This is a genomic window from Bradyrhizobium sp. GCM10028915 (assembly GCF_042666195.1).
Taxonomy (GTDB): domain Bacteria; phylum Pseudomonadota; class Alphaproteobacteria; order Rhizobiales; family Xanthobacteraceae; genus Bradyrhizobium; species Bradyrhizobium canariense_D.
This window is the reverse complement of sequence record NZ_JBHTFN010000070.1, coordinates 149,974-176,785: the sequence shown is the minus strand read 5'-3', so window position 1 is coordinate 176,785 and position 26,812 is coordinate 149,974. Positions and strand designations below refer to the sequence as shown.

30 protein-coding genes are annotated in these 26,812 nt (G+C 64.2%); 16 read left to right on the top strand and 14 right to left on the bottom strand.

Going from position 1 to position 26,812, the window contains the following annotated elements; all coding sequences use genetic code 11:
- The first annotated feature begins 2 nt into the window (after nucleotides 1–2).
- Complete coding sequence (gene lon / locus ACFQX9_RS34285) at nucleotides 3–2,408, top strand: endopeptidase La (RefSeq protein WP_377791691.1); 2,406 nt, start codon at nucleotides 3–5, stop codon at nucleotides 2,406–2,408.
- A 5-nt stretch (nucleotides 2,409–2,413) separates the two neighbouring features.
- On the top strand, nucleotides 2,414–2,569 hold the full coding sequence (locus ACFQX9_RS34280) for a hypothetical protein (protein ID WP_377791690.1): 156 nt from the start codon (nucleotides 2,414–2,416) through the stop codon (nucleotides 2,567–2,569).
- 70 nt (nucleotides 2,570–2,639) lie between these two features.
- Here ACFQX9_RS34280 and ACFQX9_RS34275 read toward each other — a convergent pair whose 3' ends face one another.
- From ACFQX9_RS34275 to ACFQX9_RS34235, 9 genes are all read right to left on the bottom strand, one after another.
- Nucleotides 2,640–2,942 carry an HU family DNA-binding protein gene (locus ACFQX9_RS34275; RefSeq protein ID WP_007601427.1) on the bottom strand — a complete coding sequence of 101 codons (303 nt, stop codon included), beginning with the start codon at nucleotides 2,940–2,942 and terminating at the stop codon, nucleotides 2,640–2,642.
- 357 nt (nucleotides 2,943–3,299) lie between these two features.
- Complete coding sequence (locus ACFQX9_RS34270) at nucleotides 3,300–4,532, bottom strand: acetyl-CoA C-acetyltransferase (RefSeq protein WP_377791689.1); 1,233 nt, start codon at nucleotides 4,530–4,532, stop codon at nucleotides 3,300–3,302.
- Between the two features lie 148 nt (nucleotides 4,533–4,680).
- Complete coding sequence (locus ACFQX9_RS34265; protein ID WP_377791688.1) at nucleotides 4,681–6,144, bottom strand: GH1 family beta-glucosidase; 1,464 nt, start codon at nucleotides 6,142–6,144, stop codon at nucleotides 4,681–4,683.
- A gap of 863 nt (nucleotides 6,145–7,007) precedes the next feature.
- Nucleotides 7,008–7,415, bottom strand: coding sequence for a hypothetical protein (locus ACFQX9_RS34260; RefSeq protein WP_018460275.1), 408 nt, complete (start codon nucleotides 7,413–7,415; stop codon nucleotides 7,008–7,010).
- Nucleotides 7,416–7,476: 61 nt separating this feature from the next.
- On the bottom strand, nucleotides 7,477–7,644 hold the full coding sequence (locus ACFQX9_RS34255) for a hypothetical protein (protein WP_007601419.1): 168 nt from the start codon (nucleotides 7,642–7,644) through the stop codon (nucleotides 7,477–7,479).
- A 169-nt stretch (nucleotides 7,645–7,813) separates the two neighbouring features.
- On the bottom strand, nucleotides 7,814–8,047 hold the full coding sequence (locus tag ACFQX9_RS34250; RefSeq protein WP_018460276.1) for a hypothetical protein: 234 nt from the start codon (nucleotides 8,045–8,047) through the stop codon (nucleotides 7,814–7,816).
- Complete coding sequence (locus ACFQX9_RS34245; protein ID WP_007601417.1) at nucleotides 8,044–8,343, bottom strand: hypothetical protein; 300 nt, start codon at nucleotides 8,341–8,343, stop codon at nucleotides 8,044–8,046. Before ACFQX9_RS34245 ends, ACFQX9_RS34250 begins: the two co-directional genes overlap by 4 nt.
- 132 nt (nucleotides 8,344–8,475) lie before the next feature.
- Nucleotides 8,476–10,995 carry a TonB-dependent receptor gene (locus ACFQX9_RS34240; protein WP_377791687.1) on the bottom strand — a complete coding sequence of 840 codons (2,520 nt, stop codon included), beginning with the start codon at nucleotides 10,993–10,995 and terminating at the stop codon, nucleotides 8,476–8,478.
- 153 nt (nucleotides 10,996–11,148) lie between these two features.
- Nucleotides 11,149–12,507, bottom strand: coding sequence for a histidine kinase (locus ACFQX9_RS34235; protein WP_162496348.1), 1,359 nt, complete (start codon nucleotides 12,505–12,507; stop codon nucleotides 11,149–11,151).
- Between the two features lie 146 nt (nucleotides 12,508–12,653).
- On the opposite strand from ACFQX9_RS34235, the gene ACFQX9_RS34230 reads away from it, so the two are divergent.
- A complete protein-coding gene (locus ACFQX9_RS34230; RefSeq protein WP_018460280.1) occupies nucleotides 12,654–13,274 on the top strand; it encodes a response regulator transcription factor in 621 nt (206 codons plus the stop codon).
- 70 nt (nucleotides 13,275–13,344) lie between these two features.
- A complete protein-coding gene (gene fghA / locus ACFQX9_RS34225) occupies nucleotides 13,345–14,190 on the top strand; it encodes an S-formylglutathione hydrolase (RefSeq protein ID WP_018460281.1) in 846 nt (281 codons plus the stop codon).
- A 9-nt stretch (nucleotides 14,191–14,199) separates the two neighbouring features.
- Here fghA and ACFQX9_RS34220 read toward each other — a convergent pair whose 3' ends face one another.
- Nucleotides 14,200–14,700 carry a DUF3280 domain-containing protein gene (locus tag ACFQX9_RS34220; RefSeq protein WP_018460282.1) on the bottom strand — a complete coding sequence of 167 codons (501 nt, stop codon included), beginning with the start codon at nucleotides 14,698–14,700 and terminating at the stop codon, nucleotides 14,200–14,202.
- A 127-nt stretch (nucleotides 14,701–14,827) separates the two neighbouring features.
- On the opposite strand from ACFQX9_RS34220, the gene ACFQX9_RS34215 reads away from it, so the two are divergent.
- The 6 genes from ACFQX9_RS34215 to ACFQX9_RS34190 all read left to right on the top strand — a co-directional run bounded on the left by ACFQX9_RS34215 (nucleotide 14,828) and on the right by ACFQX9_RS34190 (nucleotide 19,696).
- Nucleotides 14,828–16,009 (top strand): ABC transporter substrate-binding protein, encoded by a 1,182-nt coding sequence (locus ACFQX9_RS34215; RefSeq protein ID WP_018460283.1) that lies wholly within the window; start codon nucleotides 14,828–14,830, stop codon nucleotides 16,007–16,009.
- A 10-nt stretch (nucleotides 16,010–16,019) separates the two neighbouring features.
- Entirely contained in the window at nucleotides 16,020–17,000 is a 981-nt protein-coding gene (locus tag ACFQX9_RS34210) for a YVTN family beta-propeller repeat protein (protein ID WP_026233991.1), read from the top strand.
- A complete protein-coding gene (locus ACFQX9_RS34205) occupies nucleotides 16,997–17,803 on the top strand; it encodes an ABC transporter ATP-binding protein (protein WP_018460285.1) in 807 nt (268 codons plus the stop codon). The genes ACFQX9_RS34210 and ACFQX9_RS34205 overlap by 4 nt, the downstream gene beginning before the upstream one ends.
- The gene (locus ACFQX9_RS34200; protein ID WP_018460286.1) at nucleotides 17,800–18,648 is read left to right on the top strand and encodes an ABC transporter permease; all 849 of its coding nucleotides are present in this window, start codon (nucleotides 17,800–17,802) and stop codon (nucleotides 18,646–18,648) included. Before ACFQX9_RS34205 ends, ACFQX9_RS34200 begins: the two co-directional genes overlap by 4 nt.
- The gene (locus tag ACFQX9_RS34195; protein ID WP_026233992.1) at nucleotides 18,645–19,259 is read left to right on the top strand and encodes a hypothetical protein; all 615 of its coding nucleotides are present in this window, start codon (nucleotides 18,645–18,647) and stop codon (nucleotides 19,257–19,259) included. Before ACFQX9_RS34200 ends, ACFQX9_RS34195 begins: the two co-directional genes overlap by 4 nt.
- Before the next feature lie 137 nt (nucleotides 19,260–19,396).
- Nucleotides 19,397–19,696: a copper-binding protein gene (locus tag ACFQX9_RS34190; protein ID WP_377791684.1), complete on the top strand. Its 300-nt coding sequence runs from the start codon at nucleotides 19,397–19,399 to the stop codon at nucleotides 19,694–19,696.
- A 128-nt stretch (nucleotides 19,697–19,824) separates the two neighbouring features.
- On the opposite strand, the gene ACFQX9_RS34185 is transcribed toward ACFQX9_RS34190, so the two are convergent.
- A complete protein-coding gene (locus tag ACFQX9_RS34185) occupies nucleotides 19,825–20,382 on the bottom strand; it encodes a PQQ-dependent catabolism-associated CXXCW motif protein (RefSeq protein ID WP_085395381.1) in 558 nt (185 codons plus the stop codon).
- Nucleotides 20,383–20,392: 10 nt separating this feature from the next.
- On the bottom strand, nucleotides 20,393–21,274 hold the full coding sequence (locus ACFQX9_RS34180) for a substrate-binding domain-containing protein (protein ID WP_085350572.1): 882 nt from the start codon (nucleotides 21,272–21,274) through the stop codon (nucleotides 20,393–20,395).
- Between the two features lie 127 nt (nucleotides 21,275–21,401).
- Between ACFQX9_RS34180 and ACFQX9_RS34175 the strand changes: the two genes are divergently transcribed.
- Both ACFQX9_RS34175 and ACFQX9_RS34170 read left to right on the top strand, forming a co-directional pair.
- On the top strand, nucleotides 21,402–22,325 hold the full coding sequence (locus ACFQX9_RS34175) for a quinoprotein relay system zinc metallohydrolase 2 (protein ID WP_377791683.1): 924 nt from the start codon (nucleotides 21,402–21,404) through the stop codon (nucleotides 22,323–22,325).
- A 50-nt stretch (nucleotides 22,326–22,375) separates the two neighbouring features.
- The gene (locus ACFQX9_RS34170; RefSeq protein ID WP_162496349.1) at nucleotides 22,376–23,194 is read left to right on the top strand and encodes a quinoprotein dehydrogenase-associated SoxYZ-like carrier; all 819 of its coding nucleotides are present in this window, start codon (nucleotides 22,376–22,378) and stop codon (nucleotides 23,192–23,194) included.
- A 120-nt stretch (nucleotides 23,195–23,314) separates the two neighbouring features.
- Here the strand turns inward: ACFQX9_RS34170 and ACFQX9_RS34165 are convergent, their stop codons facing one another.
- A complete protein-coding gene (locus ACFQX9_RS34165; RefSeq protein ID WP_018460292.1) occupies nucleotides 23,315–23,674 on the bottom strand; it encodes a hypothetical protein in 360 nt (119 codons plus the stop codon).
- A gap of 88 nt (nucleotides 23,675–23,762) precedes the next feature.
- On the opposite strand from ACFQX9_RS34165, the gene ACFQX9_RS34160 reads away from it, so the two are divergent.
- From ACFQX9_RS34160 to ACFQX9_RS34145, 4 genes are read left to right on the top strand one after another with little or no spacing between them, the layout of a single operon-like run.
- On the top strand, nucleotides 23,763–24,737 hold the full coding sequence (locus ACFQX9_RS34160) for an ABC transporter substrate-binding protein (RefSeq protein ID WP_162496355.1): 975 nt from the start codon (nucleotides 23,763–23,765) through the stop codon (nucleotides 24,735–24,737).
- A 1-nt stretch (nucleotide 24,738) separates the two neighbouring features.
- Nucleotides 24,739–25,476 carry an ABC transporter permease gene (locus tag ACFQX9_RS34155; RefSeq protein ID WP_085350568.1) on the top strand — a complete coding sequence of 246 codons (738 nt, stop codon included), beginning with the start codon at nucleotides 24,739–24,741 and terminating at the stop codon, nucleotides 25,474–25,476.
- Nucleotides 25,466–26,176, top strand: coding sequence for an ABC transporter ATP-binding protein (locus tag ACFQX9_RS34150; protein ID WP_085350567.1), 711 nt, complete (start codon nucleotides 25,466–25,468; stop codon nucleotides 26,174–26,176). Before ACFQX9_RS34155 ends, ACFQX9_RS34150 begins: the two co-directional genes overlap by 11 nt.
- A gap of 47 nt (nucleotides 26,177–26,223) precedes the next feature.
- A complete protein-coding gene (locus ACFQX9_RS34145; protein WP_085350566.1) occupies nucleotides 26,224–26,577 on the top strand; it encodes a hypothetical protein in 354 nt (117 codons plus the stop codon).
- A 10-nt stretch (nucleotides 26,578–26,587) separates the two neighbouring features.
- Here the strand turns inward: ACFQX9_RS34145 and ACFQX9_RS34140 are convergent, their stop codons facing one another.
- Complete coding sequence (locus tag ACFQX9_RS34140) at nucleotides 26,588–26,797, bottom strand: hypothetical protein (RefSeq protein WP_007601386.1); 210 nt, start codon at nucleotides 26,795–26,797, stop codon at nucleotides 26,588–26,590.
- Nucleotides 26,798–26,812: the final 15 nt, after the last annotated feature.

Here is a 26,812-nt window from a genome sequence, read left to right as displayed (position 1 = left end):
TCATGGCCACCGAACCAATGAATACCGCACCGACCAATCCCCAGAGCAATTCCGACGTGAAGATTCCCGAAGACGCGCTGATCATCATTCCCGTGCGCGAAATGGTGCTGTTCCCCGGCGCCATCGCGCCGATCGCGATCGCACGGCCGAAGTCGGTCGCCGCCGCGCAACAGGCGCTGCGCGAGCAGCGACCGGTCGGCATCGTCCTGCAACGCAGCCCCGAGACCGAGGAGCCCGGACCGGACGACCTCTATCGGGTCGCGACCATCGCCAACATCGTGCGCTACATCACCGCGCCCGACGGCACCCATCACATCGTCTGCCAGGGCGTGCAGCGCGCGCGCATCCTCGACTTCCTGCCGGGGACGCCGTTCCCGGCCGCGCGGATCCAGCAGATTCCGGAGCCGACCACCAGCACGCCCGAGATCGAGGCCCGCGGGCTGAACCTGCAGCGCCAGGCCATCGAGGCGATCGAGCTGCTGCCGCAGGCGCCGCCCGAACTGGTCGCGATGTTCCAGGGCACCACGGCTCCCGGCCCGCTGGCGGACCTGGCGACCTCGTTCATGGACATCAAGCCGCAGGACAAGCAGGAGGTGCTGGAGACCATCGACCTCGCTCTGCGTGTCGAGAAGGTGTCGAAGCATCTGGCCGAACGGCTGGAGGTGCTGCGCATCAGCAACGAGATCGGCCAGCAGACCCGCGCCAGCTTCGACGAGCGGCAGCGCGAAGCGATCCTGCGCGAGCAGATGGCGACCATTCAGCGCCAGCTCGGCGAAGGCGACGGCAAGGCGGCCGAGGTGGCCGAGCTGACCGCTGCCATCGCCAAGGCCAACATGCCGCCCGAGGCCGATGCACATGCGAAGAAGGAGCTGCGCCGCTACGAGCGCATGCCGGAGGCCGCCGGCGAGGCCGGCATGGTCCGCACTTACCTGGACTGGCTGATCGAGCTGCCGTGGGCACTGCCCGCGGAGAAGCCGATCGACATCAAGGAAGCGCGCCGCATCCTCGACGCCGATCACTTTGGCCTGGAGAAGATCAAGAGCCGGATCATCGAATATCTGGCGGTGCGCAAGCTGGCGCCGCAGGGCAAGGCGCCGATCCTGTGCTTCGTCGGACCGCCCGGCGTCGGCAAGACCTCGCTCGGCCAGTCCATCGCACGCGCGATGGACCGTCCCTTCGTGCGCGTCAGCCTCGGCGGCGTGCATGACGAGGCCGAGATCCGCGGCCACCGGCGCACCTATATCGGCGCGCTGCCTGGCAACATCATCCAGGGCATCAAGAAGGCCGGCGCCCGGAACTGCGTCATGATGCTGGACGAGATCGACAAGATGGGCCGCGGCGTGCAGGGCGATCCTTCCGCCGCGATGCTGGAGGTGCTCGACCCCGAGCAGAACGGGACATTCCGGGACAATTACCTGGGCGTGCCCTTCGACCTGTCGCGCGTGGTGTTCATCGCGACCGCAAACATGCTGGACCAGATCCCGGGTCCGTTGCTGGACCGCATGGAGCTGATCAGCCTCGCCGGCTACACCGAGGATGAGAAGCTGGAGATCGCCAAGCGCTATCTGGTGCGCCGGCAGCTCGAGGCCAACGGCTTGACCGCCGAGCAGGCCGAGATCGAGCCGGAGTCGCTGAAGCTGGTGGTCAAGGGCTACACCCGCGAAGCCGGCGTGCGTAACCTGGAGCGGGAGATCGGAAAGCTGTTCCGCCATGCTGCCGTGCAGGTCGCCGAGGGCACGGCTGCCAAGATCGTCGTGACGCCAAAGGACATCGGCACTGTGCTCGGCCAGCCGCGCTTCGAAGGCGAGATCGCGCAGCGCACCAGCATTCCAGGCGTGGCCACTGGCCTGGCCTGGACGCCGGTCGGCGGCGACATCCTGTTCATCGAGGCCTCGCGGGTATCAGGCCGCGGCGGCATGATCCTGACCGGCCAGCTCGGCGAGGTCATGCGCGAGAGCGTGCAGGCTGCGATGACGCTGGTGAAGAGCAAGGCCACGCAGCTCGGCATCGATCCGCAGCTGTTCGAAAAGAGCGACATCCACGTTCACGTGCCGGCAGGCGCGACCCCGAAGGACGGACCGAGCGCGGGCGTTGCGATGTTCACGGCGCTGACGTCCCTGCTCACCAATCGCACGGTGCGCAGCGACACCGCCATGACCGGCGAGATCTCGCTGCGCGGCCTGGTGCTGCCGGTCGGTGGCATCAAGGAGAAGGTGGTGGCAGCCGCGGCCGCGGGCCTGAAGCGGGTGATGCTGCCGGCGCGCAACAAGCGGGATTACGACGACATCCCGCAGAGCGCGCGGGACAACCTCGAATTCATCTGGCTGGAGCGCGTCGACGAAGCCATCGCCGCGGCGCTCGAGCCGGCCGAGGCCCAAGCCGATGCCAAGGTCGAAGCGGCGGAGTGAATGCCATGAAGAAATTGCTGGAAAGAGCGAAGCGATCGCGGACGACGCAGCGGCTGCGCCAGTTGCTGGATCGCGCCACCGACGGGGTTCGCGATGCGCTGGCGATGCCGGGACCGCGGCTTCAGCCGGCCCCGGTCCGGGCGAAGCGCCGCAAGGGTTGAGCCCTCCGTCTCAAGTCCTCGCGACAGCCCCGAACAAAAGGCCCCCTCGCTCGAGGGGGCCTTCGCCTTGTTAGCCCACGGCGTCCTTGGCGGCCTTGACCGGGCGGGCGCGAACGATCTTCCGGGCCGGCTTGGCCTTGAACATCATCTCTTCGCCCGTGAACGGGTTGGTGCCCTTGCGCGCCTTGGTCGCGGGCTTCTTGATGACCACGAACTTGGCGAAGCCCGGCACCAGGAACAGGCCGTTCTTCTTGAGCTCCTTGTGACCGACGTCGGTCAGCGTCTCCATGACGCTCTTGACGTCACGCTTGGAAAGCTCGGTGGTGGTCGCGATCTTTTCGATCAGCTGCGATTTCGACATTTGGGTGGCCATCGTGTCTCCTCTGATTCGTTGACGGCTGCATATTAGACCAACCGGTGAAGGCCTATAGCCTTCTGCACAGTTTTGTCGGGGTTTTACGGGCTTTTTTGGCCCTCTGTGGCAAAAAACCCTGCTTTTTAGCCACTTCCGGAGCGGGAGAGGCCTCAGGCAGCGGATTTTACCTTGTTTCAAAGGCCCGCACGCAGCCTTGCTAAAGCTGATTCGATGCTTTCGACAAGCGATGACCGGCCTCTTTGTCGGAGTCCGGTCGCGATTCACCCTGGAAAACAAGCCTAGATCGTCGTGATGTGGCGATCGCGGGTACTTTCTCTCCCTTATTTCCAGGGAGCGCGACGAGCTTCGCTCGCGCTAGATACGTTCGATGATGACGGCCGGGGCCATGCCACCGGCCGCGCACATGGTGACGAGACCGCGCTTCAAGTCGCGCCGTTCGAGCTCGTCGAGCATGGTGCCGATCAGGATCGAGCCGGTGGCGCCGATGGGATGGCCGAGTGCGATCGAGCCGCCATTGACGTTGACCCTGGCGCGGTCGAGCTTGAGGTCGCGGATGTATTTTTCCGCAACCACGGCAAAGGCCTCGTTGATCTCGAACAGGTCGATGTCGTCGATGGTCAGCCCCGCCTTCGCCAACACCTTGCGCGTCGCCGGCACCGGCGCGTTCAGCATCAGCGTCGGCGAGTCCCCCATATTCGCCATCGCGACGACGCGGGCGCGCGGCTTCAGGCCGTGCGCCCTGGCGTAAGCGGGCGAAGCCAGAAGGATCGCGGCGGCGCCGTCGACGACGCCGGACGAGTTGCCGGCGTGGTGCATGAAGTCGATCTCGAGGTCGGGGTATTTCTGCAGGATCAGGCCGCGATAGGTCGTGCCCTTGTCGTCGAGCGCATGGTCGGCGACAGCGGGGAATGCGGGCTTCAAAGCGCTCAGCCCTTCCATCGTGGTCTGCGGCCGCGGATATTCTTCATGGTCGAGCGCGAGGCTGCCGTCCTCGCGATGCACCGGCACAAGGCTCTTCTTGAAGTGGCCGTTCGTGATCGCATGCGCGGCACGCTTCTGGCTTTCGAGGCCCAGCGCGTCGACGTCCCTTCGCGTGATGCCTTCCAGCGTCGCGATCGCGTCGGCGCAGACGCCCTGATGCGACTGCGGATGCCGCGCTCGCAGGCGCAGATTGCCGTTGTCCATCATCATCGGACCGCCGCCGCGGCGTCCTTCCATCGACATCATCTCGCAGCCGCCGGCGACGACGAGGTCCTCCGTGCCCGACATGATCGAGCTTGCGGCCATGTTGACGGCGGTGATGCCGGAGCCGCAGAAGCGGTCGAGCGTTACGGCACTCGCGCGCACGTCGTAGCCGGCGTCCAGCGCCGACATGCGGCCGAGATCGCCGCCTTGCGTTGCGACCTGCGCGCTGCAGCCCCAGATGACGTCGTCGACGTCGGCGGTGTCGATGCCGGTGCGCGTCGCGAGCGCGCGCAGCACGGTTGCTCCCAGCTGCTGCGGATGAATGCCCGAGAGCGCCCCCTTGCCGGCCTTGCCAACGCCCCGCGGGGTCCGGCAGGCATCGATGATGAGTGCGTCGATCATTGGCATTATCCTCTTGTTGAACGGTTGGAAGCGTTTTGAATCAGCGGGCGAAGGGAGTCAATGCGCGCTGGCGGAACCGCCTCACCCCGCCCTCTCAACGCGAGCCAAGCTCGTCGCCCTTCCGCAAGAGCGGGGCGAGGGAGAGCAATCAAACCCCCGCTGCGTTCTTCGCGATCACGTTGCGATAGAAGCTGGCGCTGAGTTTCGGCGTACGCACCTGGGTGTCGAAATTGACGTGGTAGAGCCCAAAGCGCTTGTTGAGCCCAAATACCCATTCGAAATTGTCCATCAGGCTCCAGAGGAAATAGCCGCGCACCGGCACGCCTTCGGCGGTGGCGCGCTGGAGCTGGGCCAGGTAGTTGCGCAAATACATGATGCGGTCGGTGTCGTAGATCTTGCCGTCGGGCGTCACGACGTCGTCGCCGGAGGTGCCGTTCTCGCTGATATAAATCGCGTCCGTTTTCCAGATCTTTGCCGCCAGCTTGGGCACCCAGTAGATCGTCTCGGGGCCGACGCGCAGCCAGTCCGAATTCATGTGCGGGAAGGATTTCGGGATCGGCAGCGGCATGAAGCCCGCGCCCTGGTCGGAGGCCACCACATAGTTCTGCGGCGCGTAGATGTTGAGGCCGAGGAAATCGACCGGCGAAGATATGATCTTCAGCTCCGCATCGGTGTATTTCGGCGCGTCGCGCCCGGCGAATTTCAGGAAGGCGTCGGTATACTGGCCCGTCATGATGACGTTGAGATAGCCGGCGTTCATTTCGCGCAGCGCGATCTCTGCGGCGCGGACGTTCTCCGGCGTGTCGATCGCGGGGGCACAGGCATCGATGTTCTCCGCCGGCCCCACCCTGGTGCCGCGGCGGCCATGGGCGCGCACCGCCTGCACCGCGAGCCCATGCGCGAGCGCGCTGTTGTGCCTGATCTGGTTGACCTCAGCTCTCGGCAGCGTCACGCCAGGCGCGTCGATGCCGATGCCGTAGCCGAAATAGACGAAGCGACCGCTCTCGTTCAGTGTGAACACGTTCTTGACGCGATCGGTCAGGTGCTCGGCGACATAGGCCGCGTAATCACCGAAGATCTTGCAGGTCTCCGCCGACCGCCAGCCGCCAAACCGGTCCTGGAGCGATTGCGGCAGGTCCCAATGATAGAGCGTCAGCCACGGCTCGATGCCGTTCTTGAGGAGTTCGTCGACCAGGCGGTTGTAGAAGTCTAGCCCCTTCGGGTTGGGCTTGCCGTCGCCGTCCGGAAACAGCCGCGGCCAGGCCACCGAGAAGCGATAGGCCTTGCAGCCGAGCTCCCTGATGAGCGCGATGTCCTCCTTGTAGCGGTGATAGTGCTCGTTGGCGCGGTCGCCGGTCGAGCCATCCTCGATCTTGCCGGGAATACGGACGAACTTGTCCCAGATCGAGGCCCCTCGCCCGTCCTCGTTGACCGCGCCCTCGACCTGATAGGACGAGGTCGCCGTGCCCCAGACGAAGCCCGCGGGGAAACCGTCCACGTTCCGCGGCGGCGATGCGGGCTTGGCGTCCGCGACCTCGAGAGGATTGGCGATTCCGGCTGCGGACAATCCCGCCAGCGTGGCGAACTGGCGACGCGAGACCTTGTCCGACATTGATCGTGCTCCGGGGTGATGCTCTTTCGGCGGCACCATGGCGAATCGCGGGTCGTTTGAGAAGCGGGCGAGCCGAGGGCCGAGGATGCAGGATTGCGGAATGCGACAAAGTTGTCCGAAAGGGGCTAGGGCGATCGTCGGCAGAGCTACCCCAAAGCCGAAATACCAGCCCCACCGTCATTCGAATTCCAGCCCAATCCGGCAAGGAAGTTGTCAGTTCCCTCGATACGAGGGCCCGTAGGCTCACAGAATGCCATATACCGCTCGGAAATTACGACCAAAGTTCGCAAATATGGCGTATGGTGCAGCCATCGCCGCTCCGCTCTGGGCGATTGTCTGTCTGCACCGGTCAAGCAAGAGAACGACTGACTTAAGACGCGGTTTGACCGCATCAGACTGTGGTAACCTCTTCCGCTTGACCAAGCGCCTGTCCTGCCAGGGATACAATGACTGACCCGCGTCAGAGCCACCGTGAATTCGAGGTAGATATATGTCGTATGCCTACAAGCTGAATGAAGACGTTCGCCACCAGCCCCAAGGCCCACAAGGACGTGCCGCAACTGAGCCACCGATGATTTACACCATCGTCCAGCATATGCCCATCGAGTCCGATGGACGTCTCCGATACCGCATCAAGTGCAAGTCGGAGAAAATCGAGCGAGTCGTCACGGAAGATCAGCTTTCGTATTCGCAGTGATCGCTTGATGACGGCGGGAATCCAGCGCGGATGAATTGGCTCGGTGTTGCCATGACCAACGACGGGACCGTTCTCGTTGCTTGGCGAGCCTGGATTGCGGAATGTCTGCCTGGGTCGGGAGCAGACATGAGGTCCTTCCGCCGCGGTGGCGCGCGGGCTTCCGCGATCAGCGCGAGCGCTTCGGCAACTTTGGCAGCTTGTCGGGATTGAACGGCGGCATCTGCCCGGTTCGTTCAGGTGCGGGCGCCTGCTGTTCCGTCAGAATCAGCGTACCCTGGAGGATCATTCCCGGCGCTTGCGCTGCCGTCGCCGTGTAGGTCGCCACCTTGCCCGGGCAGTTTCCCTCGATGTCCAGCGTGAGCTCATCGTCGACGCCGAACACGGTTGCGCGTCCGTCGGTATGGCGCTTCGTCGACACGGTGGCGGTGAAGCGATCGCCGTCGACCTTGCAAGAGCCGTGATAGGTCATCAGGCTGTCGCAGCCCCAGATCTGTCCGTCTGCGATATGGACGATCCCGGTCCCCTGATCGAGCGGCGTCTTGTACCAGGCGGCGTAGGTGCCGTCCTTCAACATGGGAGCAGTCTCCCCTGGTATTTCCTCGCGCATCATCGACACGATCAGCGCTAACAAAGCGTTAATCGCGCGGCCCGTGCCAATCCGGGCTATTCCTGCGCAGCTCGGCCTCCAGGTCTTCAATGATGCTGTGAAGCAGACAGGCGGCAAGTGGATCGGTCACTTCGCGCTCCAAATGCCGGTACCGCGCGATCTGGAATTCCTGCTCTCTCAACTGGTGCTCTGTCATCGGACGGGCCCTCCGACGAACCGACGCAGAGACAGCCGAACAGTTTCGTTACAATTTTAGGATCATTCGCTATGGTTTCCGATCGGTAAAAACAACGCGACGCCAAGCTTCGCCGGCGGGCGGGATCATCGGAGATGTCAAAAGGTCGATACGCTGACACGCACCGCTGTCACGGCACGTCGCCGCCGCTGCGACTTCCACCGATGCTGTGCGGCTTATTGAGGAAGAACTCCCGGTTACCGAGAGCCGCCTCCGCGTACTGATCAATCGCAACCTGGATGGCCTCGATGTGCATGCGGCACCAACCCTCAAGGCAAGACAGGCGCCGCGCATGATGAAGCGCCTTCAGAAATTCCGGCGGCTCCTGCATGTCGGAGAAGTAGGTCGGCCTCTCCCCCTTCATGCTCGTGCCATCTCTCGTGGCGGAACAAGGCGGCGCTTCTCAACACCGACGCGCGATGGCATCGGCCGACGGCGGGGAACGAACAGGCTGGCGACGACGATCGGGTCGGTGTCTCCGAGCGCGGCCCGCTCCTGAACCAGCCCGCTCATTACCGTGCGCATCTTCATGACTTCGCCTGCGACGAAGCTGCAGTCCTCGTCCCTGTTGATCTGCTCATGCATGATCGCCTCCGCCTCACGCATGCTGACGCGTAACGCCCTGATGATCCTGCGGATTTCGTTGATGCGGTTGTCCATGGCTCGCTCCCTTGGCTGGACGAGCAACATAAGAACAAAACATGAACAATGAGTCAATCGGCTTGAGGTAGAGCAGAGCCGGCGTGACACGCCATGCCGGGCGGCGCCACCCCCGGGCTTACCGAGCCAAGATCAGAACGTCACCCGCATCCCCGCATAGAACGCACGCGGCCTTGCCGGGCTGAGCGAGCGCGGGTCGGTGAACTCGGCACCGCCATTGGTGAAGTTGGGCACGGCTTCGCGGTCGAAGAACTGTCCGTAGGTCGCGTAGCGCCTGTCGAAGATATTGTCGATCTTGCCGTAGAGCTGGACGTTCTTGGTCACCTGGTAGGACGTGTGCAAGTTGAACACGGTGTAGGACGGCAGCTTCGTATATTGGTTGGACTCGTCGCCGACCAGATATTGGCTGGAGACGAACAGCGCGTTGCCGCCAACCTTCCACACGTCGGTGACGGCATAGTCGATGCCGACCTTGACGCGATGGCGCGGGATCGCGGGGAGCTGGTTGCCGGGTAGCACCTGAATGGTCTCGGTGACAGTATCCCTGAACGGGCTTTCGGAACCGAGCGCGAAAGCGTCGAGATAGCGTGCGTCGACGAAAGCGTAGCTCGCCTGAAACTGAAGCGTGGGCGACTTGATGTTGACCTCAGCTTCGAGCCCCTGACGCCTGGTACGGCCGACGTTGGAGAAATAGCCGAAGCCGGTGCGGCCGACTGCGGGAACGGCGACGATGTCGTCGTAATTGGTGGCGCGGAAGCCGCCGATTTTCCAGCCGAGCGTGCCGATGTTCAGCTCCCTGCTGCCGCGCAGGCCCGCTTCCACGGTCTTGGACACGACCTGCTTCAATGGCGGATCGGAGACGAGAAACGCGGCAATCAGACAGGGACGGGCTGGATCCGAGCAGCCGAGCTCGAGCGGCGTCGGAACGCGGTTGGCCTCGGAATAGCCGGCGTAGGCCGTCAGCTCCGGCGTGATCTTGTAGGTGCCGCCGATTACCGGATTGAAGCGGGTGAAGGTGTGATCGCCGTTGAGATCGGTCCCGAGCTGATCCTCCAGCGTGATGCGCGCGACGTTGAACCGGCCGCCGCCGGTGACGGCGAAGGCGTCCGTGATATTGAACGTGTCCATTGCGTAGAGGCCGTTATATTGATTGACGGTCCGCAGCGAGACAGGGCCGGCAACGGTATCAGGTACGCCAGTCGGCCCCAGGAAGAGGCCGCCGCCGCTGACGACGTAGCTTTCTCCGATCGTGCCGATTTCGGCGGTGGCGTTATAGCGCGTGACACTGGCGTCATAGGTCGCGCCCATCACGAAGCGGTTGTCGTGGCCGAACAGCTGGTCGGTGTTGGTGGCCTGCCCCGACACGCCGAAGGTGGTCGAACGTATCGAGCTCCGGTCGATCTCGCCGAGGATGGTCCCGGACGCGAAAGGATTGGCAAGCGGCAGGCCGTTCACGCCGTTTGCCGGTGTGGCGCCGTCGCCGAAGCAAAGAAGCCCAGCGAGCCCCGGGTCAGTGCATTCCTGCGCGTCGGTCGGATTGCCGTCGACGAGCTTCTGCTCGTACCTGCGCACATGCGCGGTGCCTTCGAGCGTCCAGGTCGGCGTCGCATCGACCTTGCCCGTCAGGTTGAGATAGCCGACGCGGTTGGAAGTGGTCTGCGGGGTCGTGTAGGTCGCGCCCCAATATTTGTCGAGCAGCTCGGCGGGAACGGTGGCGTTGGCGCCGAAATCGTTCTTGGCGACGCCCATGTTGGCGTGGAATTCGCTGTCGCCCGCCTTGTAACCGACGTCGCCGTAGAAGCGCCGCACGTCCGATTGGGAGAAATTGCGGAAGCCGTTGTCGTGCAGGCCTTCGAGCGCGGCATAGACGCCGTAGTTCTTGTCGACCGTCTTGCCCCATTGCGCCGAGCCCTGAATGCGGCCGAACGAGCCGCCCATGAGATCAAGCTCCGAGCCCTGATAGGTAAAACCGTCCTTCATTTGCAAATTGATCGCGCCGCCCAGCGCGTTGAGGCCGAAGGCGGGATTGTTGGTCACGAGCGTCACCGACCGGATCGCCGCGGTCGGGATCAGGTCCCAGTTGACGGCGTCGGAGAAGGCCTCGTTGATGCGAACCCCGTTCTGATACACAGCGAGGCCTTGCGGCGTGCCCGTCACCGGCGAGGCAACGAAGCCGCGGAATTCGACATCCGGCTGAAATGGATTGCCGGTAACCTCGCTGATGTTGACGCCGGCGATGTTGTCGCGAAGCGCGTCGGTGATGTTCAGCGAGCCGGTGCGCTTGATCTGGCTGGCGTCGACGGCGTTGATCGCCGAGGGGACCTTGTCGACGTCAAGACCTCTGCCGGTACCCGGCGCGGTCGGATAGACGTAGAGGCGCGTCTTGGGGCTGGCGGATGACGGCGCTCCGATGTGCGCGACCGGACGCGATGACGCGGTGCGCCGCGCCGTTGACCGCGGCGGCGCCGTCACCTCGACCGGCGGCAGGTTCTGGACGTTGGTTTCCTCGTCCTGCGCGGCCCCCGCGGGGATCGCGAAGATGGAGAGCAGCCCGGTCGAAACCAAGGCGATCAACAAACGACGATTGAACCCAAGAGGCTTGAACCCAATAGGCTTGAACCGAAAACGCTTGAACCAAACACGATCGCCCATCCCAGCCTTCCCATCCGTGACCACCGACTGTTTTGATCTTCCCCCGGTTGGTCGAGACGAGTGTAATCGGCAGGAATGCGTGCGCCAGCCACAAAAGGTCGGGCCGTATCGCACCAATTTTCCCGACCAAATCGGGAATTTTTCCCGACGCGATCAGGCCGCTGCCGTCGGGACCAGGGCCTCTACGGTCAGACCACCGTCACCCGAGACGACGTTGAGCGTGCCGCCCAGCGCGAGAATCCGCTCGCGCATGCCGACGAGCCCGAAGCCGAGCTTTTGGCCGGGCTCCATGCCGCGGCCATTGTCGCTGACCCGCACCCGGGCACAGCTGCGGCCGTCGCTTGCCGCCTCCGCCACCGGCTCGATGACGACGTTAACCGAGGTCGCGCCGGCGTGGCGGAACACGTTGGTGAGCGCCTCCTGCACGATGCGGTAGATGGTGAGGTCGGCGGTCTCCCCGGTGACGCCAAGCGCCGGCGAGATCACGGTCTCGATGGTGACATCGGGATGCGACTCCCGCCACAGCCGCGACAGCGATTCCAGCGCCTGGCGCAGGCCGAGCTCGGCCAGGCCGACTGGCCGGAGGCGCTCCAGCACGCGGCGATTGAACTGCTGAAGCGCGTTGATCTGCTCCAGCATGGCACTGCCGTGTTTTCGCACGGCCTCCGCATTCGGGGCGCGTCCGTCCGCCTGCTTCGCCAGCGCGCTGGCATGCGCGCGTAGCGAGAACAAGTATGGCCCGAACTCGTCATGGAGCTCGCGCGCGATCTCCTTGCGCTCGACGTCCTGGAGCGACACCGTTCGCTCGGCGAGGCGCCGCTTGTCCTCGATGGCGTCACTGAGCGTTGCCGCAAGATGGTTGAGCTTGGTGCAGATCGCGGCGAGTTCCGGCGCGCCGCCCGGCGCGACGCGCGCCTGATAACGCCCGTCTTCGAGCTCGGCCATCACGTCCGCAAGGGATTGGAGCGGCGCCAATGCCCGGCCGATCACATTCATCATCACCAGGAACAGCGCCAGCGCGATCACCGAGCCGACCTCGAGCTGGGTCACGATGGCGTCCCAGATCTCGGCGATCTCGTCATCGGGATGGGAGGTGATCAGCAGCGAACCCGGCTTGCCATGGATCGAGACGGGCACGCTCACCGCGGTCTGCTCGGGATGAACCAGGCTGACGAACCAGGCCGGCGGCGCGCGGGTGTCGTCATCGGCGTCGGTCCGGGGCTGCGTCAGCGGACGGCCGGCTTCGTCCCGAAGCGCGATGCTGACATGGCGCAGGCGGCTGAGGTCGCGTGCGATCTGGTTCAGCCTGGCTTCCGGATCGGGCGCCTCGTTGAGATCCGCAACGATCATCTCGATGAATTCGCGCGCGAGCCGGATCACGCTCTGGTCCTCGGCCTGCACGCGCGGCCCGGCTTCCGCGACCTGGCGGCCGATATTCACGGCGAGTCCCAGCGCCAGCAGCAGCGCCAGCAGCAGGTTGATGCGCCCGCGCAAGGATAGATTTTGCCACATTGGTATCGCCCGTGCCCCCGCGAAGGATTGGCCTGCCCCTTGTCCGATAACGTTGACAGAGGCGAAGCGCCCGATATCTAATCGAAAGCGTACAGCAATCCCGGCCGGGCGCGAAACAGGCCAAGACGCTGTCGCGAGGAACGCCTATGCGCATTTTGATCGTCGACGATCATCCCATCGTCGCCTCCGGCTGCCGTGCCGTGCTGGCGGACGAGGGCGAGATCGAGATTTTGGAGGCCGCCGACGCCGAAGACGGCGAGTGCGTCTTCATCGTCGAGCGCCCCGACCTCTCGATCATCGACATCAACCTGCCGACCGTGTCCGGCTTCGAGCTCGCGCGCCGCATCCTCGAGCGCGCGCCCGAGGCCCGGATCATCATGTTCAGCATGAACGACGACCCTGCTTTTGCCGCGCGGGCGATCGAGTGCGGCGCCAAGGGCTATGTCTCCAAGACCGGTGACCCCGACGATCTCGTCGAGGCGATTCGCACCGTCGGCGGCGGCGGCACCTATCTGCCGAGCGCGATCGCGCGCAGCATCGCCTTTGCGGGACCCGCGCTGGCGCAAAGCCCGCTGTCGAAGCTGAACGCGCGCGAGATGGAGATTTTGCGGCTGCTCAGCGCCGGAAAGAGCCTATCCGAGATCGCCTGGCTGGTGCAGTCGTCCTACAAGACTGTCGCCAACACCTCGTCCATCATGCGCCAGAAGCTCGGGGTGAAAACCTCTGTCGAGCTGGTGCGGCTGGCGATCGACAGCGGCGTGGCCTGACGGCCGCCGCGAATTCGGTCACACAAGCGTTGCAATCCTGATGTGGTTTGATGCCACGGAGCATAACGGCATGACGATCCAGACTGTCTCGACCAATACATCCTATGGCGGCGTGCAGGGCGTGTATCGCCATGCCAGCCAGGCGACCGGAACCGACATGACGTTCTCGGTCTATGTTCCCCCGCACGCACAGGGCGCCAAGCTGCCTGTGGTCTGGTATCTCTCCGGCCTCACCTGCACGCACGCCAACGTCACCGAGAAGGGCGAATTCCGCAAAGCCTGCGCCGAGCTCGGCTTGATCTTCGTCGCGCCCGACACCAGCCCGCGAGGCCCCGACGTGCCCGGCGATGCCAATAATGCCTATGATTTCGGTCTTGGCGCCGGCTTCTATGTCGACGCGACGGAAGCGCCGTTTTCAAGCAATTATCGCATGTGGAGCTACGTCACCGACGAACTGCCGAAACTCGTGGCGGAAAATTTTCCGGTCGATGCGAAGCGCCAATCGGTGATGGGCCATTCGATGGGCGGCCATGGCGCGCTGACGGTCGCGCTGCGCAACCCGCACCGTTTTCGCGCGGCCAGCGCCTTTGCGCCGATCGTCGCGCCGTCGCTCGTGCCCTGGGGCATCAAGGCGTTGACCGGCTATCTCGGGCCGAACAAGGACATTTGGCGCAGCCACGACACGGTGGCGCTGATCGAGGACGGCGCGAAGTTTTCAGGCTTCCTCGTCGACGTCGGCGAGGCCGATAACTTTTTGAAAGAGCAGCTTCGTCCTGAATTGCTGCAGGCGGCATGTGCCAAGGCCAACATTCCGCTGACGCTGCGGCGGCAGGCGGGATACGACCACAGCTATTATTTCATCTCTACCTTCATGGGCGATCACCTGCACTGGCATGCGGAGCGATTGAAGGGGTAAATATCTCCCTCACGGCTTGCCGTAGTTCGGCGCCAGCAAGCGGTTGCGGATCAGATAGCTCATCGTGCGCGTCCAGGATTCATCCGTGTTGCCGCGCATGTCGGCGCTCGCGGCCGTGATCATGTTGCCGGTCTTCACGTCGCGCAGGTAGATGTTCAGATTGATGATCAGGTTCGAGACCTTCTGCACCATGCCGGTGATTTCCAAATCGGCACCCAGCTGCCCGGCAAGCTTGAGGTCGCAGCCGCCGCAGGCCTGCAGATTGGCGTGACGGGCCGCATCCCGGACCGGCGCAATATCGATCAGCTGGAACCTGCCTGACTCAACCAGTGCCTTGCGCAACTGCTCGCTGATGAGGTCGAGCCGCGCTTCCTCGGGCTTGGAGCCGTAGAACTCGCCAGGCAGGCTGGTGTCGATCAGTTCGAAATCGAACACCGCGAGTTTCGGCGGATCGGCGAATGCGGCCGAGCCCGTCAACAGCAAAGCGGCGAAACATATCAGCGCTCGCATGATCGTGATTCCCGGCGTGGCGGCGTGAGGACGAAATGCGGGGTTGCATGCCCTGACAAATCGGTCATGCTTTAGCAGAGACAATTCTCCATCGGCGGTCAAGCCGGGGAGAACATCTGGAGGAAACATGATCCGATGGTTGGTCGGCCTGATCTGCCTGGGTTTTGCTGCGACGAGTGCGCTCGCAGCCGACCCTGTCATGATCGGCGTCGGCTATCTCGGAATCGCCGGCACCAGATCAACGCTGTCGCTGGTCGAGCAGCCCGCGGAGAATGACGGCGTCGCCGGCGCACGCCTGGCCATCGAGGACAACAACACTACCGGCAAATTCCTCAACCAGCGATTTGCGCTGGAGGAGCGTCGTATCAAGGAGGGCGAAGATGCCGTGCAGGCCGCGACAGAGCTCGCCGCACGCAACGGCTTCATCATCGCCGACCTGCCGGCCGACACGCTGCTGAAGGTCGCCGACGCCCTGCGCGAGCGCGGCACGTTGCTGTTCAACGCCGGCGCGATCGACGAGCGGCTGCGCGAGGCCGATTGCCGTGCCAACGTCATCCACACCGCGCCGACGCGCGCAATGCTGGCCGATGCGCTCGGTCAGTATCTGGTGTGGAAGCAATGGAAGCGCTGGCTGCTCGTGGTTGGCTCGCATGACGAGGACAGACTGTTCGCCGATGCGCTCCGGCGCACCGCGACGCGGTTCGGCGCCAAGATCGTGCAGGAGCGCAGCTTCGAAGACAAAGGCGGCGCGCGCCGCACGGACTCCGGCGTGACGCTGATCCAGCGGCAGATGCCGGTGTTCACGCAACAAGCTCCGGCCTATGATGTACTGGTCGCCGCTGACGAGAGCGAGGTGTTCGGCGCCTACCTGCCCTATCGCACCTGGGATCCACGGCCTGTCGCGGGCTCGGCCGGCCTCGTGCCGCGGAGCTGGGACGCTGCGCAGGACCAGTGGGGCGCGATCCAGATGCAGAACCGCTTCGTCAAGCTCAACGCGCGGCGGATGACTGCGCTCGACATGCAGGCGTGGACCGCCGTGCGCATGATCGGAGAGGCCACGTCGCGCACCAATTCCGGCGAGGTCAAGAAGGTCACCGATTTCATCAAGGGCCCGGAGTTCTCGGTCGCCGCCTTCAAGGGCACGAAGCTGACCTTGCGCGACTGGAACCTGCAGCTGCGCCAGCCGATCCTGCTGGTCGATGGCCGCATGGTGGTGTCGGTGTCGCCGCAAGAAGGTTTCCTGCACCAGGTCTCCGAGCTCGACACGCTCGGCTATGACCGCCCGGAGAGCAAATGCAAGCTGAAGTGAGGACATTAAAGTGAGGACTTGGACGTTCCGCGCGTGGCGTGTTGGGTTGCTGTCCGGATTGGCGCTGGCGGCAGCGCCGGCGCATGCGTTCATCGCCTATGTCTCGAACGAGAAGAGCAACACGGTGTCGGTGATCGATACCGAAAGCTGGACGGTGACCAAGACCATCAAGGTCGGCCAGCGCCCGCGTGGCATCGACTTCACGCGCGACGGAAAGTTCGTGATGGTCGCGGTCGGCGACGACGACACGATCCAGATGATCGACGCGAAGACGCAAACCGTGGTGGACAGCCTGCCCTCCGGTCCCGACCCTGAATTGTTCGCCCAGGATGCCGCCGGCAAGGTCCTCTATGTCGCCAACGAGAACGACAACACAGTGACCGTGATCGACCTCGAGAAGCGCGCTCGCCTTGGCGACATCCAGGTCGGCGTCGAGCCCGAGGGCATGACCATCAGCCCGGACGGCAAGACGCTGATCAACACGTCCGAGACCACCAACATGGCGCATTTCATCGACACGTCGTCGCGCCAGATCGTCGCCAACGTGCTGGTCGACGCGCGACCGCGCTTTGCCGAATTCAAGCACGACGCTTCCGAATTGTGGGTGTCCTCGGAGATCGGCGGCACCGTCTCGATCATCGACCCCGGAAAGCACGAGGTGACCGGCAAGATCAATTTCGAGATTCCGGGGTTGAGGAAAGAGGCGATCCAGCCCGTTGGCATCGGCATGACCCGGGACGACAAGACTGCCTTCATCGCGCTCGGTCCCGCCAATCGCGTCGCCGTGGTCGATACCGCCTCGCGCAAGGTGACGAAATATCTGCTGGTGGGACAGCGGGTCTGGCACATGGCATTCACGCCGGACGAAAAATTTCTGCTCACCACCAATGGCGTCTCGAACGACGTCTCCGTCATCGACGTCGCCGCGCAAAAGGTGATCAAGACCATTCAAGTGGGCGAACTGCCCTGGGGTATCACGATCGCGCCATGACCAGCCCTGTTCCCATCGCCGAACAACGCGAAACACCAAGGCCCGATCCGGCGACCGTGCCCGCGCTATCGATCGACGACGTCAGCCACGCCTATGGACCGCGCCGCGCGCTGATGGACGTGTCCTTCAACGTGCAGCCCGCGAGCTTCACGGCCCTGCTTGGCCTCAACGGGGCGGGCAAGAGCACGCTGTTCTCGCTGATCACGCGCCTGTTCGGCATCCAGTCCGGCCGCGTCGGCATTTTCGGCCATGACATCAGCAAGAGTCCCGGCGAGGCGCTGCGGTTGCTCGGCGTCGTGTTCCAGCCGCGCACGCTCGATCTCGATCTGTCGCTGACGCAGAACCTGCTCTATCACGCCGCACTCCATGGCATCAGCCGCCGCGAAGCCGGCGCTCGAGCCGCCGAGCTGCTCGGTCGCATCGGGCTTACCGAGCGCGCCGGCAGCAAGGTGCGCGATCTCTCGGGCGGGCAGATGCGGCGGCTGGAGATCGCCCGGGCGCTGCTGCACCGGCCGCGCCTGCTCTTGCTGGACGAGCCGACCGTCGGCCTCGACGTCAAGGCGCGCGCCGACATCATCAGCCATGTGCGCCAGCTCGTGAGCGAGCAAGGCATCGGCGTACTCTGGGCCACGCATCTGTTCGACGAAATCATGGCCGGTGACGATCTCGTGGTGCTGCATCAGGGCAAGGTGCTGGCGCAGGGACCGATGAGCCGCGTCGTCGCGGAAGCCGGCGCGCAGGACGTCAACACCGCCTTCATGCGCCTGACCGGCGCGCAGACCCTGCCGGGCGGCGGCGCATGAGCAGCATCACCACGCGCGAGGCGCAGCGCGGCTTCTCGGCCGCCGAATACATGACCTGCCTCACGGGCATTGTCTGGCGCGAGGGACTGCGCTTCCTGCACCAGCGCGAGCGGTTCGTCTCGGCGCTGGTGCGGCCGCTGGTCTGGCTGTTCATCTTCGCCGCCGGGTTCCGCCAAGTGCTCGGCATCTCCATCATCCCGCCCTACGAGACCTACATCCTCTACGAGGTCTTCATCGCGCCGGGGCTGATGGCCATGATCCAGCTCTTCAACGGCATGCAGTCCTCGCTCTCGATGGTCTATGACCGTGAGATGGGGAACATGCGCACGCTGCTGGTGAGCCCACTGCCGCGCGGCTACCTGTTGTTCTGCAAGCTGCTCGCGGGCACCGCGGTGTCGCTGCTCCAGGTCTACGCGTTCCTGCTGATAGCCTGGTTCTGGGACATCACCCCTCCCCTATCGGGCTATCTCACCGTGCTGCCGGCCCTGATCCTGTCCGGACTGATGCTGGGCTCGCTGGGCATGCTGATCTCCTCCGGCATCAAGCAGCTGGAGAACTTTGCCGGCGTGATGAATTTTGTCATTTTCCCGATGTTCTTCGCTTCATCGGCACTCTACCCGCTCTGGCGGGTGCAGGAGGGCAGCCCATATCTCTACTATGTTTGCGAGGCCAATCCGTTCACCCATGCGGTCGAGCTGATCCGCTTCGCGCTGTACGGACAGATCAACTGGATCTCGCTGGCGGTGGTCGCGACCTGCACAATCGTCTTCATGATCGGCGCGATTCTGGCCTATGATCCCTCGCGCGGGCTGGCGCGACGGGGGCCTGCGGGAGGCGAAGGATGACGGTTCGGGTTCTGGCCATGGCCGCTCTGATGCTCGCAGCCGCGAGCACGGCGGCACGCGCGGCCGATCCGCGCTATCCGGATTGGCCCTGCACTCAGGCCAAAGTGCCGGAAATTTCGCTCGCCGCCGTATGGGCTGGTCCTCCGCTCGACGACGTGCAGAACAAATGGAAGGACGACGCCAAGGTCAGCGCGCTGGTCGCCAAACTGTCGGCACGCAAGACGCCGCTGGACGAGGGCGAGAAGTTGGTGAAGGAGTTTTTGGCGGGCTCCGCGGCCGACAAGACCACGAACGCAAAACTGCTGTTCGCAGGCCTGTTCGACACGCTCAACGCTCAGCGCTCGCAGGTCATGAGCGGGCTGGAACGCGTCAGCCGCAAGCAGCGCGAAGCCGCCGACAAGATCCGCGAGGAGAGCGTCCAGCTTCAGGCGCTCCAAGGCGCCACGCCGCGCGACGAGGCTAAGGTCGATGCGCTCAGCAACGAGCTGATCTGGAAGACTCGCATTTTCGAGGACCGCCACAAGGTGGTGCGATTCGTCTGCGAGGTTCCCACCACCATCGACCAGCGGCTGTTTGCGCTTGGACGCGTGATCCAGCAGGAAATGGAATAGAGTCAGCCTCATTGACCGCTTGCGGCCGGTTCCCGCGCCTCCATGGCGATCATTAACCTGCCGCCGTGCTATATGCCGGAACCAAATCGGTCTAGGATGTCTTGTCGACGGGTAATCCAAGGCATCGGGAGGCCTCGATGGGAACCACGAAATTCATCTTCGCAGGCGCTGCAGCCATCAGCATGCTCGCAAGCAGCACATTCGCTGACGATCTGACCGGAATGGTCACCCGGATAGATCGGCTCAACAGCACGATTTCGATCCAGCAGACGCAGAAGGGCACAGTCGGCGGCAGCGCAGGCGGCGCCGGCGCGCTCCAGGAGTACAAGGCCAAGGATGCCGCGATGCTCGACGCCGTCCACGCCGGCGACAGGGTGAGCTACTCTGCGACCGACAATAACGGGACGGGCACGCTGACGAAGTTGCAGAAGCAGTAAGCTTTTCCTCGCCTCTTCCCACGTGCGACAGGGCGTCATGGCCGGGCTTGTCCCGGCCATCCAAGCACAGCCACGAGGCACGAAAAACGTGGATGCCCGGGACAAGCCCAGGCATGACGATCTCTTGCCTATTGCTCCGGCCGCCGCTCGGGCTGCGCCTCCTCAGTAGGAAGCTTTGCACGCTCCCAGCCATCGGTGCCATCGGGATACCAGGCGACGTTGGAATAGCCATACGCGAGCGCGCGCTTGGCGGCGTTCCAGGACATCCAGCAATCGGCCAGGCAATAGATCACGAGCAGCGCGGTCTTATCGCCGTGTGATGCACGCGCCAGGCCGCGCTGGAAATAGTCGTCCATGGCGGGCGGCAGCATGCCGTAGCCGGTATCCGGCAGCCAGATGCTGCCCGGAATATTTTTGCGCGGCGCCTCGCGCCAAACGGTACCCGCGGGAAGGTTCTTCGGCTTCGGCGCGCGCGGCAGCACGTCGATGAAGGCGCCGCTCTTCGCGTGCCAGATCGCCTCGGCTTCTGACGTCGACAGCACGCGCGCCTCGCCGAGCGTCGCCGGCACGGGCGCGCGGTAGTTGTCGGTGCGATAGCCCTCGGGCTCGAACGGCTCCTGCTGCTGCGCAACGACCGGCGCCACCAGCACGGCGGCGACCAGCGCAGCCGCAAGGTGCCGCCTCATGGCGTCTGCCTCATGGTGCCTTCTTGGCCGTCTCCGCGCCGAGCGGCCGATCATTCTCGTCCAGCAGCGGCACGCCGAAATCGAGCAGGATATTGTTGATCTCGCCCTGGTTCTCCTGGATCAGCTTGTTGAGCTGCCGCTTCCAGTTCTGGTCGGCGCCACGCACGCCCATGCCGATGCGATAGACCAGTTTTGGCCCGGTGGTTTCCTTCACCAGCGGCGTGACATGAAGCGACCCCGCCTTCTTCGCGTAGAACCCTGCCATCGGTCCCCACAGCACGCCGGCGTCGATCTTGCCCGCCGTGAGATCATCGATCATTGCCTGCGCCGAATTGTCGTAGCGCGTGTCGATCATCAGCGGATAGGGCTTTGCATCACCCATCAGTCCCGCGATGGCCATGTTGGTCGCAGGCGGCGTGCCGGCGACGATGCCGACATGCTTGCCCTTCAGCCTGGCATCCTCGAGCGTGTCGACCTCCTCCAGCCCGCTGCCTGTTTTCGCGACCAAGGCATAGCTCGTGCGGTAATAGGGATTGGTGCCTTGCACGAGGTCGTCGCCTTGGGGAAAACCCATGATGACGTCGCAGCGATGCGAGCCGAGCGTCATGCGCACGAAGCCGGTGGCTTGCGGAAAAAAGACATAGTCGAGCTTCTTCTGGAGCTTGTCCGCAAACAGCTCGGCAAGCTTGTTCTCGAACCCCTCGCCCTTCTCATTCGAGAACGGCAGATTGCGCGGGTCGGAACAGACGCGCAGCACCTTGGGGTCGACCAGCTCGAACGAGAGGTCACCCGTCTCGTTGGTCTGCGCTATGGCGACGTCGCCGAACGCGCAAGACGCAACCAGGATACTCAGTGAAAGCAACCAGCGACGATGTCGTCCGGCCTCCGTCATCGCGCTTCCTCCTAGGCTTGTTTGAATGCTAGCCATGCAACGCATGACGCGCCATGTTTTGCCAGACTTTGTGCTGGCTTTCTTTGTTGCAGTGCAATGCGCGCAACCTTTGAACTGAGGCTGAAAAGTGTCTCGCATCGCTCTCGTGATCGCAGCCTTGTCCCTGGTAACAGCGACGCTAGCATGCGCCGCAGCGGCCGAATTGCCTGTGAGCGAAGTCGCGCCGGGAATCTTCGTACACTCCGGGACCATCGCCCTGATGACCCGCGAGAACGAGGGCGACATCGCCAATGTCGGCTTCATCGTGGGCGAAGATGCGGTGGCCGTGATTGATACCGGCGGTAGCGTTCGCGAGGGCGAGGCGCTGCTGGCGGCGGTGCGGGCCCGCACCAGCAAGCCGATCCGCTACGTCATCAATACCCACGGCCATCCCGACCATGTTTTCGGCAATGCGGCTTTCGTCGCCGGGGACACCATTTTCGTCGGTCACAGCCGACTGCCGCGGGCGCTCGCTGCCCGCGGGCCGTACTATCTCGACAATTTTAGGCGCATCATGGGCGACGAATTGATATCTCCCGTGAAAATCGTGCCGCCCACAATGCTCGTCACGGACACCCTGATGCTCGATCTCGGTGCGCGCCGCCTGACCCTGCGGGCCTGGCCGGCCGGGCACAGCGACAATGACCTGACCGTGTTCGATGAGACGACGAAGACGCTGTTCACTGGCGACCTCATCTTCCTCCGCCATATTCCGGTGATGGACGGCAGCATTCGCGGCTGGCTTCGCATCCTCGCGGAACTCGAGAGCATTCCGGCGCAGCGCGTCGTTCCCGGTCACGGACCTGTGAGTGAATGGCCTGCCGCGCTGACCGATGAACGGCGCTATCTGACGGCACTGCTGGCGGACATCCGGGCGTCGAACAAGAAGGGCGAACCGATCCGAACCGCTGCAGACAAGGCCGCCGCCTCGGAACGGCCGCACTGGGAGCTGTTCGACGACTACAACGCCCGCAACGCAACCGCAGCATTTTCGGAAATTGAATGGGAGTAGCGGACGCGCTACGATGCGTGAAACGTTGCTTCGTCCGCGGGACCATGACCATGACGGGATGCACGCGCCGACTGCCTCTGATCGCCCTGCTCCTCGGCATTGCATTCGCCGTGCCGGCGCAGGCGGAAGAGGCTTACGATCCCTGGCCGGGCCTGGTGCAGGACATCTTCAGCAACCGTCCGATGAATGACGGCGGCAATGTCATTGGAATCGAGATGCCGTATCGTGCCGAAGACGCGGCCATCGTGCCGGTGACCCTGCGCAGCAAGCTCTCGCCCGGCGATGCCCGCCGCATCCGTTCGATCACGCTGGTGATCGATCGTAATCCCGCGCCGATGGCGGCGAAGTTCGAGCTCGGACCGGATGCCAACGTCACTGAAATCTCGACCCGCGTGCGCGTCAACAATTACACCGACGTTCATGCGGTGGCCGAGCTCAGCGATGGCCAGCTCTATGTCTCGAAAGTCTATGTGAAGGCCTCCGGCGGCTGCTCGGCACCAGCAGGGAAGAATGCCGAGGAGGCCCAGAACCGGCTCGGCCAGATGCGCTACCGCCAATTCGCGCGCGAGGAGGCCCCGGCGAGCCGCATGCGGGAAGCGCAGATCATGATCGGCCATCCCAACAATTCCGGCCTGCAGATGGACCAGGTCACACAGCTCTACATTCCCGCCTTCTTCATCAACCAGCTCAAGCTGACGCAGGACGACAGCCCCGTGCTGTCGATGGAAGGCGGCATCTCGATCTCGGAAGATCCAAATCTGCGCTTCACCTATGTATCCAACGGCGCCAAGCGTTTTCGCGCGGAAGCCAAGGACACGGACGGACACGTGTTCCGGAACGAGTGGGACGTGGAGAAGCCGGGGACGTGAGGCTCCCGGTCGTCATGGCCGGGCTTGTCCCGGCCATCCACGATCTTAGGTGCCGCCAAGACGTGGATGCCCGGGGACAAGCCCGGGCATGACGAATACGGTGGTCGTACAACCAAGCGGTCAGAAACACCTCACCTCGGCTTCCGCCTGGGCACGCCTCAAATCATTCACGGCCGAGTTCGCCTGCTCCGAGGTGCGGAACTGGACGCCGAGATTGCCGCGGACCTGGGACATGCTGAGCGCGGTTTCTGCGGTAACGTAGCGCTCATAGGACACGATCGAGGCCACCACGTCGATCGAGCAGGAACATTGTTCGATCGCCTGCCGGCTCTCGCCATTCGCCTTCATGCAGCCATAGACATACTCGGCACGCGCCGACGTCGGATAATCATTGGCCTGTTCAGCCTGCGCGGCGAGCGCGGTCGCAGCCCACACCGCCAATGCGGCGACAATCGGTCGTAGCTGTCCGGCCAGATTCATGAGCGTCCTCCCGCTGGTTGCGACGGAAGCTATGCTATGCGTATTGTCCTGAAAAGCACTTCTGTCAGAGGAAACGGCTCACAAGGTGATGAGAACATTTGGTGGATCATTGGCGCTCGCGGTGGCGCTGACGCTAACCGGGCCCGGCCGCGCCGCGGATACGATTCGCCTTGCGGTGCAGAAGACCGGAACATTCTCCTGGGAGCTGGCCGCGATCCGCGCCAACGGCCTCGACAAGGAGGCCGACCTGTCGCTCGACGTCGCCGAGCTTGCGAGCCCCGAGGCCGGCAAGATCGCGCTGCGCGCCGGCAATGCCGACATCATCCTGTCCGACTGGCTGTGGGTGTCTCGCGAGCGCACGCTTGGCGCCAAGCTGACATTCTATCCCTATTCCAGCGCGCTCGGCGCGGTGATGGTGCCGGCCTCCTCGCCGATCAAGTCGCTCGCCGATTTAAAGGGCCGCAAGCTCGCCGTCGGCGGCGGTCCCATCGACAAGAGCTGGCTGCTGCTCCAGGCGCGCATGAAGCAGGACGGCATCGACCTGAAATCGGAGGCGACCATCGTCTATGGTGCTCCGCCTCTGCTCGCCGCCAAGGCGCTCGACGGCGAGATGGATGCGAGCCTCAATTTCTGGAATTTCTGCGCACAGCTGGAGGCCAAGGGTTTTAGACGCCTTGCCGGTATCGAGGACATATTGCCGAAACTCGGCGCCAAGGGCGCGGTCTCCGCAGTCGGCTATGTCTTCGACGAAACCTGGGCGGCAAGTCATCGCGATGCGGTGGCGCGCTTCATCGCGATGACCCGCAAGGCCAAGCAGCTGCTGGTGACCTCCGATGCCTCCTGGGACAAGATCGCACCGCTCACCGGCACGAGCGATGCCACCCTGCTCAAGACTTATCGCGAGCGCTATCGCGACGGCATTCCGCGCCGGAGCATCGATGACGAAGAAAGGGACGCGCGCGTGCTCTACCGCGTGCTGGCCGAAACCGGCGGCCGCGACCTCGTGGGCCCGGCCGCCGAGCTCGATCCCGGCACGTTCTATCACGCAGTTGCCGGAGACTGAGGTGCTGCGTCTTCTGTCGTTTGCCCTGTTGCTCGCGATCTGGTGGATTGCCGCCCTCTTCGTCGGCGCCGCAAAGCTGCCCTCCCCGCCCGCCGTGCTCGACGTCGTCATCGCGGAAGCATCGAGCGGCGCCCTGTTCCTGCATCTCGGCGCCACGCTCGCCCGCGTAAGCCTCGCCTTCGTGCTGGCGATGTCACTCGGCAGCGCCATCGGCTATCTGATGGGACGGGTGAAGCTTGCCGACCGGCTCGGCGATCCCTGGCTGATCCTGCTCCTGAACCTGCCCGCGCTGGTCGTGATCGTGCTGGCCTATATTTGGGCCGGGCTCACCGAAGCCGCAGCGATCGCGGCGATCGCCATCAACAAGCTGCCGACCGCCATCGTCACCCTGCGCGAGGGCGCGCGCGCGCTCGACCGCTCGCTCGACGAGATGGCGAGCGTGTTCGCGATGCCGCGCTGGCGCGCCTTCCGCCACGTCCTGCTGCCGCAACTGGCGCCCTATATCGCAGCCTCAGCCCGCTCCGGATTGTCGCTGGTGTGGAAGATCGTGCTGGTCGCCGAACTCCTGGGGCGACCGAACGGCGTCGGCTTCGAGATCGGCGTCGCCTTCCAGCTGTTCGACACGCCGCGGCTGCTGGCCTATTCGCTAACCTTCGCCGCCGTCGTGCTCGTGATCGAGACCGCGCTGGTGCAACCGTTCGAAGCCCGCGCAACACGATGGCGCCCCCGTGCGGCTTGAGGTCGATATCACAGGCAAGAGGTTCAAGAGTGCCGCGGGCGGGACGCAGGAGGTGCTCGCGCCGGTCAGCTTCGCGCTTCAATCCGGCGAGGTCGGCGTGCTGATCGGACCGTCCGGCTGCGGCAAGAGCACGATGCTGCGCATTATCCTCGGCCTCGACCGCGATTTCGAGGGACGCGTCTCGCGCCCGCCGGAAGCGCGGATCGGCATGGTTTTCCAGGAGCCGCGGCTGCTGCCATGGCGCTCGGTCGAGCAGAATGTGCGGCTTGCGGCACCCGATGTCACCGACGCCAAGCTCGCCGAGCTGTTCAGGATCCTGGAGCTGGACGCGCATCGCAGTCATTTTCCAGGCGAGCTGTCGCTTGGCCTCGCCCGGCGCGTCGCGCTCGCTCGCGCCTTTGCCGTCGAGCCTGACCTGCTCGTGCTCGACGAGCCCCTCGCCTCGCTCGACGACGCACTCGCCGGCCGTTTGCGCGACGAGATCGCGACGCTGGTGGCGCGCCGTCCGGTGATGACGTTGCTCGTCACCCACAGCCTGGATGACGCGATCCGGCTCGGCGACCGCCTGTTCTTGCTGTCGCCGCGACCGGCGCGCATCGTGCGCGAGGTGCCGATTGCCGTCCCGCGCGCGGAGCGCAGCGAGGCCGAACTCGGCAAGATCAGGGCCGAGCTCGCGGCGTTGCAGCTTGAATCGCAATGAGAACTCATGGTCAATTGGACCAACGACGTCTTCGCGGGAGGGTCATCATGCGGCGTACGCTGATTGCGATCGGCATCCTGTTGGTTGCGATGCCGGGCGCGGCGCTCGCCCAGGCCAAGGGCAAGGGTATCCGGCTCTGGAATCTGACGACGGAGACGATCTCCGGCTTCCAGCTCTCCCCGGCCGGGAAGACCGAGTGGGGGCCGAACCAGTGCCTGAACGACAAAGACAAGGAGGTCGACCACGACGAGCGGCTGCGCATCACCGGCGTCGAGCCCGGCCGCTACGACGCCAGGGTCAGCTATCCCAATGCGCGGCAATGCATCGTGCGCGACATCGAGATCAAGGCGGATGCGGTGTTCTCGATCGCCGACAAGGATCTGAAGGACTGCACGAAATAACGCCGGCGACTCACGCTTTGTCGTTCGGGTGAGGATATTCGCAGCGCCACCGCACTGCCTGCCACTTCGGATGGTCGCCAACCCATTGCGCGATATAGGGCGGGGCAGCCATCGCGCATTGCGTCGGCGACCCCGCATAGTTGAACACCAGATGCTGCTCCTCGCAGGTCGCAGGCGAGAGCAACGCACACACAGTCACCACCAGGTCGATCGGGTTCATGCCGGGATCCTCGCA